General features: G+C 73.8%; 13 protein-coding genes. 5 read left to right on the top strand and 8 right to left on the bottom strand.

Annotated elements, in window-relative coordinates:
• Position 1: 1 nt before the first annotated feature.
• The 4 genes from ACVJO7_RS28040 to ACVJO7_RS28025 all read right to left on the bottom strand — a co-directional run bounded on the left by ACVJO7_RS28040 (position 2) and on the right by ACVJO7_RS28025 (position 3,439).
• Entirely contained in the window at positions 2-514 is a 513-nt protein-coding gene (locus ACVJO7_RS28040; RefSeq protein ID WP_491675381.1) for a nucleotide exchange factor GrpE, read from the bottom strand.
• Positions 515-561: 47 nt separating this feature from the next.
• The gene (gene dnaK / locus ACVJO7_RS28035) at positions 562-2,445 is read right to left on the bottom strand and encodes a molecular chaperone DnaK (RefSeq protein ID WP_491675380.1); all 1,884 of its coding nucleotides are present in this window, start codon (positions 2,443-2,445) and stop codon (positions 562-564) included.
• Between the two features lie 3 nt (positions 2,446-2,448).
• Positions 2,449-2,967 carry a YflT domain-containing protein gene (locus ACVJO7_RS28030; RefSeq protein ID WP_491675379.1) on the bottom strand — a complete coding sequence of 173 codons (519 nt, stop codon included), beginning with the start codon at positions 2,965-2,967 and terminating at the stop codon, positions 2,449-2,451.
• Between the two features lie 70 nt (positions 2,968-3,037).
• Positions 3,038-3,439 (bottom strand): Hsp20/alpha crystallin family protein, encoded by a 402-nt coding sequence (locus tag ACVJO7_RS28025; protein WP_491675378.1) that lies wholly within the window; start codon positions 3,437-3,439, stop codon positions 3,038-3,040.
• 471 nt (positions 3,440-3,910) lie between these two features.
• Between ACVJO7_RS28025 and ACVJO7_RS28020 the strand changes: the two genes are divergently transcribed.
• A complete protein-coding gene (locus tag ACVJO7_RS28020; protein WP_491675377.1) occupies positions 3,911-5,638 on the top strand; it encodes a PucR family transcriptional regulator in 1,728 nt (575 codons plus the stop codon).
• A 35-nt stretch (positions 5,639-5,673) separates the two neighbouring features.
• Here the strand turns inward: ACVJO7_RS28020 and ACVJO7_RS28015 are convergent, their stop codons facing one another.
• Positions 5,674-5,976 (bottom strand): putative quinol monooxygenase, encoded by a 303-nt coding sequence (locus ACVJO7_RS28015; RefSeq protein ID WP_073577549.1) that lies wholly within the window; start codon positions 5,974-5,976, stop codon positions 5,674-5,676.
• Positions 5,977-6,536: 560 nt separating this feature from the next.
• On the opposite strand from ACVJO7_RS28015, the gene ACVJO7_RS28010 reads away from it, so the two are divergent.
• From ACVJO7_RS28010 to ACVJO7_RS28000, 3 genes are all read left to right on the top strand, one after another.
• Positions 6,537-6,929 carry an ANTAR domain-containing protein gene (locus ACVJO7_RS28010; RefSeq protein WP_491675376.1) on the top strand — a complete coding sequence of 131 codons (393 nt, stop codon included), beginning with the start codon at positions 6,537-6,539 and terminating at the stop codon, positions 6,927-6,929.
• Complete coding sequence (locus ACVJO7_RS28005) at positions 6,926-7,486, top strand: type 1 glutamine amidotransferase domain-containing protein (RefSeq protein ID WP_073577546.1); 561 nt, start codon at positions 6,926-6,928, stop codon at positions 7,484-7,486. Before ACVJO7_RS28010 ends, ACVJO7_RS28005 begins: the two co-directional genes overlap by 4 nt.
• Positions 7,487-7,679: 193 nt before the next feature.
• Positions 7,680-8,114: a GlcG/HbpS family heme-binding protein gene (locus tag ACVJO7_RS28000; RefSeq protein ID WP_491675375.1), complete on the top strand. Its 435-nt coding sequence runs from the start codon at positions 7,680-7,682 to the stop codon at positions 8,112-8,114.
• Between the two features lie 256 nt (positions 8,115-8,370).
• Here the strand turns inward: ACVJO7_RS28000 and ACVJO7_RS27995 are convergent, their stop codons facing one another.
• Genes ACVJO7_RS27995 through ACVJO7_RS27985 form a run of 3 tightly spaced genes read right to left on the bottom strand, consistent with a single transcriptional unit; the run spans position 8,371 to position 11,453 of the window.
• Positions 8,371-9,717 (bottom strand): RraA family protein, encoded by a 1,347-nt coding sequence (locus ACVJO7_RS27995; protein ID WP_491675374.1) that lies wholly within the window; start codon positions 9,715-9,717, stop codon positions 8,371-8,373.
• A 54-nt stretch (positions 9,718-9,771) separates the two neighbouring features.
• The gene (locus tag ACVJO7_RS27990; RefSeq protein ID WP_491675373.1) at positions 9,772-10,059 is read right to left on the bottom strand and encodes a hypothetical protein; all 288 of its coding nucleotides are present in this window, start codon (positions 10,057-10,059) and stop codon (positions 9,772-9,774) included.
• A gap of 50 nt (positions 10,060-10,109) precedes the next feature.
• Positions 10,110-11,453 carry a TRAP transporter large permease subunit gene (locus ACVJO7_RS27985; protein WP_491675372.1) on the bottom strand — a complete coding sequence of 448 codons (1,344 nt, stop codon included), beginning with the start codon at positions 11,451-11,453 and terminating at the stop codon, positions 10,110-10,112.
• A 154-nt stretch (positions 11,454-11,607) separates the two neighbouring features.
• Here ACVJO7_RS27985 and ACVJO7_RS27980 point away from each other — a divergent pair, with 154 nt between their 5' ends.
• On the top strand, positions 11,608-12,390 hold the full coding sequence (locus tag ACVJO7_RS27980) for an IclR family transcriptional regulator (RefSeq protein ID WP_491675371.1): 783 nt from the start codon (positions 11,608-11,610) through the stop codon (positions 12,388-12,390).
• Position 12,391 lies beyond the last annotated feature (1 nt).

The following is a 12,391-nucleotide window of genomic DNA, read 5'->3' as shown; positions in this document are numbered from 1 at the left end:
GCTACCGTCCCGACCCGCCGGTCACGGTGACCGTCGCAGGTCGCAGCTGCCGTTCCGGCTCGCCGTAGCCCGGTCGCTGCACGGCGGCGACGGCGCCGGCGGGCAGCCCGGCCTCCTCCGGGCTGACGACCGCGACCACCTCGTGGCGGAGCGGGTCGAACGGGACGCCGACGTCGTCCTGCCGCGGGTAGCCGAGCTCGGAGAGCACGGTCAGCGCCTGCTCCCGCACCGCCCGGACCCCCGCCACGATCGCGCCCGGGTCGGCGTCGGCGTGCGCGAGCGCCATGTCGATCGTGTCCAGCACGGGCAGGAAGGCACCCGCCACCCGCGCCCGCTCGGTGGCCCGTTCCCGGGCCAGGTCGCGGGCCGCGCGCTTGCGGACGTTGTCGAGGTCGGCGACCGCACGCCGCCACCGGTCCTCGACGTCGGTCCCCGCCGCAGCGGCGGTCCCGGTCCCGGTCCCGGTCCCGTCGCCGCGCTCGGTGTCCTGGTCCTCCGGTGACGGGACGCTCATCGGTGTCCTCTCGGTCGGCTCTCGGCGGTGGTGGCCGGTCGGGGTCGTCATCCGCTCCGGTCGAACTCGGCGTCGATCACGTCGTCGTCCACGGCGTCCCCGTCGGGGCCGGCGCCGCCGGTCTCCCGGGCACCACCGCTCCCGGCGGCCTGCAGCCCGCCGATCACGCTCTGCAGCTCCGTGGACAGCTCGCGGAGCCGCTCGCCCGGGGCCTGCTCCTCGACGGCCCGGCGTGCATCGCCGATCGTGAGCTCCGCGCGGGACCGCTCGTGGGCGGGGACGGCGTCGCCGCGCTCGTCCAGCAGGCGCTGCGCCCGGTACGCCAGGGAGTCGAGCTCGTTGCGGGCGTCGACCTCCTGGCGCAGCTGCTGGTCGGCCGACCGGTTCTCCTCGGCCTCGGCGACCATCCGCTCGATGTCGGCACCGTCCAGGTTGGAGCTCTCGGAGATCGTGATCCGCTGCTCCTTGCCGGTGTCCTGGTCGCGGGCGGTGACGTCGAGGATGCCGTTGGCATCGATGTCGAACGTGACCTCGACCTGCGGCTCGCCCCGTGGCGCCGGCCGGATGTCGGCGAGCTGGAACCGCCCGAGCACCCGGTTGTCCGCGGCACGCTCGCGCTCGCCCTGCAGCACCACCACGTCCACCGCGGGCTGGTCGTCCGCCGCGGTGGAGAAGGTCTCGCTGCGGCGCACCGGCACCGTCGTGTTGCGGTCCACGATCCGGGTCATCACCCCGCCCTGGGTCTCCACGCCCAGCGACAGCGGGGTCACGTCGAGGAGCAGCACGTCGGAGACGTCGCCCGTGAGCACACCGGCCTGGATGCCGGCGCCGACGGCCACCACCTCGTCCGGGTTGACCGTCATGTTGGGGTCCCGGCCGCCGGTGAGGCGCCGGACCAGGTTCTGCACGGCCGGGACCCGCGTGGAGCCGCCGACCAGGATGACCTCGTCGATGTCGTCCGGGCTCATCCCGGCGTCGCTCATCGCCTGCCGCAGCGGGGCCATGGTCCGCTCGAGCAGGTCGCCGACGAGCTCCTCGAAGGTCGAGCGCATGAGCGAGGTCGTGAGATGCTTGGGCCCGGTCGCGTCCGCGGTCACGAACGGCAGGCTGACCTGGGTCCGGGTGACCGAGCTGAGCTCGACCTTGGCCTTCTCGGCGGCCTCGAACAGCCGCTGCAGGGCCTGCGGGTCCTCCCGCAGGTCGATGCCGTTCTCCTTCCGGAACCCGTCGGCGAGATGGTCCACGATCCGCCGGTCGAAGTCGTCGCCGCCGAGGTGCGTGTCGCCCGCGGTGGCTCGTACCTCGACCACGCCGTCGCCGACGTCGAGCAGGCTGACGTCGAACGTGCCGCCGCCGAGGTCGTAGACGAGCACCGTCTCGTGCTCCTTCTTGTCCATCCCGTACGCCAGCGCCGCGGCCGTCGGCTCGTTGATGATCCGCAGCACCTCGAGGCCGGCGATCCGGCCGGCGTCCCTGGTCGCCGTGCGCTGGGCGTCGTTGAAGTACGCCGGGACGGTGATGACGACCTCGGTCACCTTCTCCCCGAGATGGCGGCTCGCGTCGTCGACCAGCTTGCGCAGGATCATCGCGCTGAGCTCCTCGGGCGCGTACAGCTTGCCCCGCACCCGGATCCGCGCGTTGCCGTCGTCGTCCGGCACGACGTCGTAGGGGACCTGGCCGGCCTCCTGCTCGACCTCGGCGAACGTCCGCCCGATGAACCGCTTGACCGAGGAGATCGTGCCCATCGGGTTGAGGATGGTCTGGCGGCGGGCGAGCTGGCCGACCAGCCGGTCACCGTTCTCGGCGAACGCCACGACCGACGGGGTGGTGCGGGTCCCCTCGGCGTTGGGGACGACGTCGGCCTGTCCGCCCTCCCAGACGGCGATGACCGAGTTGGTGGTGCCGAGGTCGATGCCGGCGGCCCTGGCCACGGGTCACACCTCCCGGTCGAGCAGCCGGGTCGCCTCGTCGGCGACCTCCTCGTCGACGACGAGGTCGAAGTGCCGGGGCTCCACGACCGTGATCGAGGTGAAGTCGCGCCGGCCGCGCTGGAACGCGTAGACGACCAGGCCCACGACCGCGCCGAGCACGGCGCCGAGGACCAGGCCGTACGCCGCGAGCAGCAGTCCCCCGATCAACGGGTTGATCCAGGCGAACAGGCCGAAGATCCAGCCGATCAGGGCTCCGGGTACCGCGCCGGACAGCGCTCCCCGCCAGACGGCGGTGACGACCGTCAGCCGCCCGACGATCTGCTCGACCGACCGCAGGTCGCGGCCGACGATCGCGGCCCGCTGCACGGGGAACCCGTGGGAGGTGAGCCGCTCGACGGCCCGCTCGGCCGCGGGGTAGTCGTCGAACGTCGCGATCCGCCGTCGGCCGGAGCGCGTCGTCGAGCCACCGTCCGGAGGAGCCGTCGACGTGTGCTCGGTGACGGGGGTGGAGGGTTCGGACATGGGTGTGCTCTCCGATCCGGAGGGGCCGGCCGCGACGATCCGTCCGCCGGCCCGGGCCGCGGCGGGCGGGCTACTGGGAGGACGAGGCGAGTGCGACCCGCCGGGGCTTGCTGGACTCGCTGACCGGGACGAGCAGGGTCAACACCCCGTCGGCGAGGTCGGCGGTGAGGCCGTTCGGGTCGAGGTTGTCGCCGAGGAACAGCTGCCGGCTGAACTCGCCGTAGGTCCGCTCGTCGGCGATCACCTCGTCCCCCTCCGCCCGCTGCGGCATGCGCCGGGCCCGGATGGTGACCACGTTGTTCTCGACGGTGACGTCCACGTCGTCGCGGTGCACCCCGGGCAGGTCGAGGTGCACCGCGAAGTCCTCGCCCCGGAGCAGGGCCTCCATCGGCATCGTGCGCGCGGCCGGCGGGAGGCTTCGCTCGGCGAGCCGGTCGAGCTCGCGGAACGGGTCGAAACGCATCAGCGTCATCGGGGCTCCAGATGGGTCGTGGGGCGCTGCCGGGGCCGGCCCGGCACCGCTCGGCGGTCGCGACGACAGTGGCGGAGGCGCGTCGGTTCCGACTCGCTCCCGGGGACCCAACCTCGGCGCGTGTCCTCGGCCTGCCGGGCCGGCGAGGCCCCGGGCCTCGGGGACCGCACGGTGCCCGTGACCGGCCCGACGGGGCGAACCGGAGCCCGTGGGTTGGCACCGGACGGTCCACGCCGTACGACCACGCCCCTGTCACCGTGGGCCCGGCCCGCTGCCCGCGGGCCGGCAGCGGGAGACGGGAGGCCGGCGGATGACGAGTGGGCGTTGCGGCGGACGGCCGCGCTGATGCCGCCCGACCGGGCGTCCCTGCGCGCCGTCGGAGGCCGCCTCGGCCGGACGGAGCGGAGTAGGGTCCCGCCGACGGCGGCCGGACGACCGCCACCGCCGGCGCCGCTCGGTCGAGGAGCCGTCATGGACGATCGACAGCAGATGGTCGAGCTCCGCATGCAGATGTCGAACGTCTGCAGCATGTTCGCGCTGGCGATGGTCATGTTCGACCGGATCGAGGAGCCGGACATCCTCCGGCTGGCGATCAGCTCGGTCTCCGCCCTGGGCCCCTACCGCCCGCTGGGCTCCTACCTGGTCGACGAGACGGGGATGCGCACAGCGGACGGCGACACGGGCCTCGTCGCGCCCCTGCTCGACCTGGACGGGAAGGAGGGCGGTCTCGACGTCCCCGGGGCCGCCTGGGTCTGGGCCTTCCCCATGCGGGCGGTCAGCGGGCACCTGGTCGTCTCGGCCGGTCGGGAACCCTCGGTCGACCAGCGGTTCCTGCTGACGACGCTCGCCCAGCTGACCGGGGCGGCCCTGGTCAGGGCGGACCTGCACTGCCGGGAGAAGGCCGGCACCACGGAGCTGGGAGAGCTCAGCACACGCCTCGCGTCGACCAACGTGCAGCTCCAGGACGCCGTGGCGAACCTCCAGCAGCGTCAGCGGATCCACGAGACCCTGACCCGGGCGGCCGCGTACGGAGGCGGCGCCGCCGGGATCGCCGACGCCGTCCACGCCCTCACCGGTCTGGTCGTCGCGGTCGAGGACCGCTTCGGCAACCTGCTCGCCTGGTCCGGCCCGGGGCGTCCGCGGACCTACCCGCGGCCCAAGCCCCGGGTCCGCGACGAGATGCTGGCCGAGGTCCGGCGGAACGGGCGGGCCATGCGCCACCGTGAACGGATCGTGGCGGTCGCCCAGCCCTACGACGAGGTGCTCGGTGTGCTCAGCATCGCCGACCCCCGCCAGGAGGCCGGCGAGCAGGACGTGTTCGCGCTGGAGCACGGCGCGGTGGTGCTGGCCGTGGAGCTGTCCCACCAGCGTGCGCTGGCCGAGGCCGACCTGCGGCTGCGCCGCGACCTCGTCGACGACCTGATCAACGGCGCCGACGGCGAGAGCGCCTCGACGCGCGCCGCGGTCATCGGGCACGACCTCCACCGGCCGCACCAGGTGGTGGTCGCCCGGTGGAGCCCGGCGAGCGACGAGGCGCTCGTCGAGGCCCTGCGCCGGGCCGGGTCCCGGGTCCTCGGCGTGGCCCCGCTGACCACCCGGCGCAGGGGCACGGCCGTGCTGGTGGTGCCGCAGCCGGACCCGGCCGACGGGCGCCCGCCACCCTGGGTCGAGCTGCACGACGTCGTGGCCTCGCTGCTGCGGTCGACGAACGGGTCGATCGGCGTGGGGCGGCCGTGCGAGGACCCGTCCGGGCTCCCGCAGTCCTACTCCGAGGCCATGCGTGCGCTCGAGGTCAGGACGGCCGCGGCGGGCGCCGGTGGCGCCACCACCTTCGACGAGCTGGGGATCTACCGGCTGCTCGCCGCCGGCGACGGCGACGGGGAGGTACGGGAGTTCGTCCGCGAATGGCTCGGCCCGCTCATCGACTACGACACCGCGAACCGGTCCGACCTCGTCACGACGCTGTGGCAGTACTACGAGTGCGGCGGCAACTACGACGCCACCGCGCGCGCCCTGACCATCCACCGGAGCACGCTGCGCTACCGGCTGCGGCGCATCCGCGACCTGTCCGGGCACGACCTGGGCGCGGTCGAGAGCAGGCTGAACCTGCACGTGGCGTCGCGCGCCTGGCGGGTCCTCGGCGGCGCGGGTGCGGCCCGGGAGCGCACCCGTCCTCCGGGCGCGGTCCCGGGCCGCTGATCCACCGCACCCGTTCCCGCCCGGGAGTGCCCCGGTCAGGGCAGCTTCGACGCCACGACGTCGAGCCGCACGATGTCGGGCGCCGTCGCGAACAGCTCGTCGGCCCGCTCACCCAGCGCCTGGCCGACCCGGCCCTGCAGGTGGGCGGTGCGGCCGTCGTCGTCGGGGAAGAAGTCGACGATCGCGTACGTCGTCGGACCGAGCCTGACGGCGAACCAGGCCACGGTGGCCGGCTCCTCACCGACCAGCGAGCGCCCCGCCTGCAGGAACTCCTCGACGTCGCTCTCCTTGCCCGGCCGCGCCTCCAGTGTCACGAGCAGTCCCACTCCGACCGACATGTGTTCTCCCCTCGACGGTGGTCCGATCCGGCTGCCCGGGTCCGGCCGAGATCAGGATGGGAGGCGCGGAGGGCCGCGGCCTCGGCCCGCCGGGTCCGACCTCGGCGGTGTGGCTGGACGTGCCGGGCCGGGTCGCGGCACCGCAGCGCGACCCCGCTCCCCCGCTGCCGCCGGGTCGTACCGGGCGGTGACCGCGCACCATGTCCGTTCGGGTGTAGTGCAGGTCCCGGCCAGATCCTGCCCGGCCTCGCCCGCCGGTGCGGTGACAGGGCCGCGCCGGTCACCCCCGACCGCGTCCTGAGCTTCGCCGAGCTCGAGGCCCGCAACCGGGCCCGGGTGATCTCCCGGGCACGGACCCACGGCCTGCTCCGACCGCCGGTGCCGGCCTGCCCCGGCCGGGGCGGCCACGGCCCGCCGGGCCGGACCTCGACGGTGCCGCTGGGCATGTCGGGCCCGATCGCGGTGCCCCGGGGCTCTCTAGCGTCGTGACCGCGCCACAGGGACCCGCCGGGCCCGGCGCACCAGCTCACCGCAGACACCGGAAGGGGAGCACACCCCTGATGTCGCCACAGCTCGCCACCGACCACCCGGGACGGGAACGGCCCCGCACGGCCACCGGACCCGACCAGGACCCGACCACCGTGCTCCAGCGGCGGGTGGACAACCTCGCCCGAGCCCTCCACACCCGGGACGCGATCGGTCAGGCCAAGGGCATCCTGGTCGCCCACTACGGCATCGAGGCCGACGAGGCGTTCGCCCTGCTGACCCGCATCTCCCAGCACACCAACACCAAGCTCGCCGACCTCGCCCTCACCCTGGTCACCCGGGTCCGCGAGCGCAGACCGGCACTCCCGCAGCACTGCCGCGTCGTCACCGAGGTCGTCCAGGGCCTGCTCGAGCGGCCCGGGCACCCCGGCGCCGGCCGGCCCGTCCGGGGCGGGGTCGACCGGTGACGGCCGGGGACCTGCACGGCCGGACGGTCGCGATCCTCGCCGCCGACGGCGTGGAACGCGTCGAGCTCGACCTCCCCCGCGGCGCGCTCTACGGCGCCGGGGCCCGGGTCGAGGTGCTGTCCATCCACACGGGATCGCTGTGGACCCGGGAGTGGGACAAGGACCCCGCGGGCACCGTCACCGTCGACCGGGAGGTCGCCGAGGCCTCGGTCGACGACTACGACGCCCTGCTGCTGCCCGGGGGCACGGTCAACCCCGACCAGCTGCGCACCCACCCGGTCGCTGTCGAGTTCGTTCGGAACTTCGTGGCCACCGGCAGGCCGGTCGCGGCGGTGTGCCACGGCCCGTGGACCCTCGTCGAGGCCGACGTGGTCCGGGGGCGCCGGCTCACCTCGTGGGCGAGCATACGCACCGACCTGCGCAACGCGGGCGCCGAGGTCGTCGACGAGGAGGTCTGCGTCGACGGCCAGTTCGTCACCAGCCGGTCCCCGTTCGACCTCCCCGCCTTCTGCGCCGCGATCGTCACCCGGTTCGCCGCCGTGCCCGCCCGGGCCTGACCGACGCACCGAGCACGGGGGCGGACAGCACACGGACCCGTCTGCGGGAGGAACCGCCACCCGATGCCCTCCGCCATCGCCACCGCCCGCGTGGACGGCCGGACCGAGGTCGTCCGCACCCCCTCCCGAACCGGCTGACCGAGCAGACCGGCCGGACCGCCGCACCCGGCGGCCGGCCCGAAAGGACACGACGATGCGACAGATCGAGACAGTGACCCTCGAGGACGCCCGCCGGGTGATCGCCGCGGGCGAGCGGAAAGCCCACGAGATCGGCTCTCCGAGCAACGTGGCAGTGGTCGACGCGGGCGGGAACCTGGTGGCCCACATCCGGATGGACGACGCCTGGATGGGCAGCATCGACATCTCGATCAACAAGGCCTTCACCGCACGGGCCTTCGACATCCCGACCGGCGACCTCGCGACGAGCTCCCAGCCCGGCGAGCAGTTCTTCGGCATCAACGGCTCCAACCACGGCCGAGTGATGATCTTCGCCGGTGGGGTGCCGCTGCACGGGAGCGGCGGGAACGTCGTCGGCGCGGTCGGGGTCTCGGGAGGCAGCGGGGAGCAGGACCGGGTCGTCGCCGAGGCCGCCGAGGCCGCGTTCCAGCCCGTCCCGTCCCCGGCCTGAGCACCGGCCCGGGTGACCGGAGCCCCCGTGGTGGCGCTCCCCGGGGCCCGCGCGTCCGTCCGCAGCGCGATGCACCGGTCACCGAGCCCGTGACCGCGCAGGCCGCGGACGTCGCGCAGGCCGGACAGGAGAAGCGGACCCCACCAGAGAGCTTCATCTTCTCTGGATTTTCTGAGCCCGCGGACGTCCTGTCCGGCGCGGACGGACGGACGGACGGACGGCCGCCTGCACGCCCGTCGGGTCCGTCCCGGTGGGGTCAGGCCGCTCCGGCGCGGATCGCGGAACGGCGTCGCTCCTCGTCCGCGGTCACCTCCTGGGCGCGGACCGCGGTCGCGGCGGCGCGGGCCGCGGGGACCACGATGACGCCGTCGTCGTCGGCGGCGACGACATCGCCGGGCTGCACCACCACCCCACCGACGGCGACCGGCTCGTCGATCCGTCCGGGCCCGTGCTTGAACGGCCCGGCCGGCGTGGTCGCCCGTGCCCACACCGGGAAGCCGATCTTCTCCAGCTCGACGACGTCGCGAGCCGCCCCGTCGATCACCATGCCGGTCACGCCGCGGGCCAGTGCCCGCTCCGCGATGAGCTCCCCGATCAGGGCCCGCGTGGTGTCGCCGTGCCCGTTGACCACGATCAGGTCACCGCGCCGGACGTTCTGCAGCGCCCGGTGGATCGCCGCGTTGTCCCCGCTGCGGACCCACACGGTGCGGGCCCGGCCGACCGCGCGGGCACCCTTGTAGAGGGCGTGGATGCCGCCGTCCATCATGCCCATGCGGTCCTGGGCGTCGCCGATCGTCGCCACCGCGAGCCCGCGGTAGGTGTCCAGGAGGGCTTCCTGGTCGACGAGCTGCTCGTCGGCGAGGGTGTGGTGCAGCTGCGCCGTCGCGCGGGTCATGCCCGGTGCCACCCCCAGCTGGTCGAGCAGGTGGACGGCCGCATCGGACTCGCCGGCGCGGCGCGCCGCATGCTTGGCCGTGCCGATGTGGAGGCGCTCCCGGGTCGCCGTGCCGTCGGCCAGCTCCCCGTCGATCTGCCGGGCGACCCACTCCTCGGCACCCGCGGCCCGCCCGGCCCGCAGCGCCTCGGTGATGAGCGCTCCGAGCCCCTTCATCCACGTCGTGCGCAGCAGCTTGCGCGCCGATGCGTCGCCGGGGGCTCCCCCGATGTCGTCGACGTCGGCACCGAAGGAGCGGAACCGTCCGGCCGCGGCCGTGGCCCCGGCCCCGCTGATCACCACGCTCGTCGCGATGCCGTGGCGCGGCACCGGCCCGATCACCGAGACGTCGGCGAAGCGGCCCGCCCCGACGGCGTCGGCGATCAGGATCTTGGTCGCCGGGTCCCCGGCGTTCATGTCGGCGTAGACGGCCGACTCGTCGAGGTGTGGTGCGACGGCCTCGGCCGCCGACTGCGCGTGCCGCCCACCGACGAGGCTGAGCACCAGGTCGGCGCCGCGGACGGCGTCGGCGGGACCGGCCTCCCGCCGCACCCCCACGGGCGTGGGGACCGACGCCGGGTCGTAGCCGGTGACGGTCCATCCGTGAGCCGCGAGACCGGAGGCGTAGACGGCGCCGGCCTCGCCGAGTCCCAGAACGGTGGCGTGCATGAGAGAGCCTTTCTCGAGATGGAGCGGGTGTTCGGGCGGCGGGATCGCCCGGTGTCAGTCCCCGGTCGACGCGTCCTCGGCGGGCTCGCGGTCCTCCAGGTAGCCACCGGCGAAGGCGATGAGCCCGAAGACGACCGCGGCGCCGATGGCCGGGACGAGCAGCGCGTCCGAGGCCCCCGAGACGAGTGCGGGTCGCATCAGGACGACACCGAGGGCCTGGATCACGACGAGGGCGGCGCCGATGAGGACGAACACCGCCATCGCCGTGAGGAACAGGATCCTGGCGACGGATCGGGCGCGGTCGCGTACGCCGACGGGACTGGTGTGTGTGGTGGTGGACATCGGCTCGTCTCCTCGGGGCCGGGCGGGATGCGGACGGGGTGCGTCATCGTTCACAGCGACACCGGCAGGACGCCCCATGCGATCAGGCATCCGATCAGCAGGACGGGGAGCATGAAGTAGACGATCAGCGGGACGAAGGTCTTCTCCGGCTTCGCACCGGTGAGTCCGGCTGCGACGAAGATGGATCCGGAGGCCGGAGGCGACGAACCCTCGGTCGAGGCGAACACGAGGATGGCCGTCACGGCGAGCACGGGGTCCACGCCGACGGCGACGAGCGCGAGCAGGGACACCTGACCGACCGCCGTCAGGGTCGCGGTCGAGGACAGCGGCCCGGCCACCACGGCCACCAGCACCGCGACGAGCAGGACCATCACGTACTGGTTGATGGCCAGACCGCCGAGGATGCGGTCGACGTCGTCGGCGAGCCCGAGGCCGTTGAGGCCCTCGCTCGCCGCGACGGCGAAGAACAGCAGCGAGCCGATGACCGCGAGGCGGGGCATGGCGCCGGTGGTGAAGTCGAACCAGCCCGCGCGGGTGCTCGGCAGCTGCTTGCGTCCGACGACCAGTGCGATCGCCGTGATCAGCACCGGGATCCAGATCAGGATCGAGATGTCGCCGAGCGAGTCGCCGAGACGGTCGTCGGTCCCGAGGAGCTCGGACAGCGGGCCGACGGTCAGCAGGATCGGCACGAACGCGCCGACCATGATCAGCGGGGCGGCTCCCGCCGCACGGACGCTGGCGCGCAGCGGGGTGATCGCCTCGTCGTCGACCCGGGTGATGCCGTCGCGGCGGACGAACCAGAAGATCAGCAGGAACCGCCACACGATCTGGTAGATCCCGGCCATGAGCAGGGCGAGATAGATCTGACCGGTGGTCACCATGGAGCCGGCGAAGCCGATCATGATGACCATGGAGGCACTCGGCGGGAGCGCCGCGCCCATGCCGCCGTTCCCGGCGAGCATCGTGGCACTGCGTGTCGGGCTCCAGCCGCTGCGGACCATCCACGGCCCCGTGAAGGAGCCCTTGGCGGCGGTGTTGCCGGAGTTGGACCCCGACAACGCCCCCATGACCGCCGACCCCGCGGTGTCCACGAGTGCGGGGCCGCCGCGCAGTCGCCCGAACACCGAGTTGAGGATGGCCAGCAGCCGCTGGATGAGCCCGAGGCGGTCGATCACGTACGCCATCAGCACGAACGCCATCGCGGCGAAGAGGACCTCGTGCTCCAGTGCGCCGACCATGCCGTCGAGCAGGGCCCGGGGCGCTCCGGTACCGGCGAACAGCGCCGTGACCAGCAGGCCGATCAGCATGGCCTCGCCCATGTTCCGGCGCAGGACCACGTTCCAGGTCACGATGACGGCGATGAACGCACAGAGCGCTAGGAGCGCGATCGGCATGTGGACCAGTCCCGACGTCGATGTTGGACTCTGGTGAGAAGATGTCTCACAGAATGGAAGTCTTGCTCGCTGAGTGAGTGTGGGTGGTGGTTCCGGATCTGTCAAGGGCGTCGTCGCGCCCGCTTGGCGAGGCCATCTACCACTGTGTGAGAAGGTGGGCGCGCGTGGTCGGCGACGGAAGTGGGACGGCATGGACAAGGGCTCGACGATGCGGTCCCTGGAACGGGCCATCGACGTCCTCGAGGTGCTCGACGAGGCGCGTCAACCGCTGCGGCTCACCGAGATCGCGCGGCGCGCAGGACTGCCGGTGCCCACCGCGCAGCGCATCCTGGCGGTGCTCGAATCGCGGGACCGGGTCGAGCGCAGCGGTGCCGGATACCGTCCCGGAGTCGCCCTCACCTTCGGTGCGCACGCCTACCTGACGACCAACCCGCTGCTGCTCGTCGCGAGTCCGGTCCTCATCGACCTGGCGGTCGAGACGGGGCTGACCGCGTCGCTGTTCCGGGAGTACCACGACACCCGCGTCGTCCTGACCCGGGCGCACGCGCAGCGCAGGCTCCGGTACGAACTGCCGGTCGGGGCCCGGCTGCCGTTGCACCTCGGCGCCGGCAAGGCGCTGCTGGCCCAGCGGAGCGCGGAGGACGCCCGCGCGCTGCTGGAGAGCCTCGGCGAGACCGCCGAGTACCCGGCACCCGACGTCGAGGCGGTGCTGGCCGACCTCGCCCGCACCCGCGAACTCGGCTACTCGGTGGCCTACAACGAGCGGGCCCCCGGGGTCGCCAGCGTCGCCGCGGCGATCCCGCTGCACGGCGACGTCCGGGCCGCCGTCCAGGTGGCGGGCTACACCGAGGACGTCCCCGAGGCCCGCACGGCCGCGCTCGGCCTCGAGGTGCAGCGCGCCGCGCTGGCCATCGGCCGTGCGGTCCCCGCCGGCTGAG

The organism is Pseudonocardia sp. DxW (assembly GCF_058448985.1).
This window is presented reverse-complemented; position numbering and strand designations above follow the sequence as displayed.

What these genes read in the sequence shown, in the direction of transcription:
- ACVJO7_RS28030 (WP_491675379.1), bottom strand. Translation starts at nt 2,967, where the DNA reads ATGTCCGAACCCTCCACCCCCGTCACCGAGCACACGTCGACGGCTCCT.
- ACVJO7_RS28025 (WP_491675378.1), bottom strand. Translation starts at nt 3,439, where the DNA reads ATGACGCTGATGCGTTTCGACCCGTTCCGCGAGCTCGACCGGCTCGCC.
- ACVJO7_RS27995 (WP_491675374.1), bottom strand. Translation starts at nt 9,717, where the DNA reads ATGCACGCCACCGTTCTGGGACTCGGCGAGGCCGGCGCCGTCTACGCC.
- ACVJO7_RS28000 (WP_491675375.1), top strand. Translation starts at nt 7,680, where the DNA reads ATGCGACAGATCGAGACAGTGACCCTCGAGGACGCCCGCCGGGTGATC.
- ACVJO7_RS28040 (WP_491675381.1), bottom strand. Translation starts at nt 514, where the DNA reads ATGAGCGTCCCGTCACCGGAGGACCAGGACACCGAGCGCGGCGACGGG.
- ACVJO7_RS27985 (WP_491675372.1), bottom strand. Translation starts at nt 11,453, where the DNA reads ATGCCGATCGCGCTCCTAGCGCTCTGTGCGTTCATCGCCGTCATCGTG.
- ACVJO7_RS28015 (WP_073577549.1), bottom strand. Translation starts at nt 5,976, where the DNA reads ATGTCGGTCGGAGTGGGACTGCTCGTGACACTGGAGGCGCGGCCGGGC.
- ACVJO7_RS27990 (WP_491675373.1), bottom strand. Translation starts at nt 10,059, where the DNA reads ATGTCCACCACCACACACACCAGTCCCGTCGGCGTACGCGACCGCGCC.
- ACVJO7_RS28020 (WP_491675377.1), top strand. Translation starts at nt 3,911, where the DNA reads ATGGACGATCGACAGCAGATGGTCGAGCTCCGCATGCAGATGTCGAAC.
- ACVJO7_RS28010 (WP_491675376.1), top strand. Translation starts at nt 6,537, where the DNA reads ATGTCGCCACAGCTCGCCACCGACCACCCGGGACGGGAACGGCCCCGC.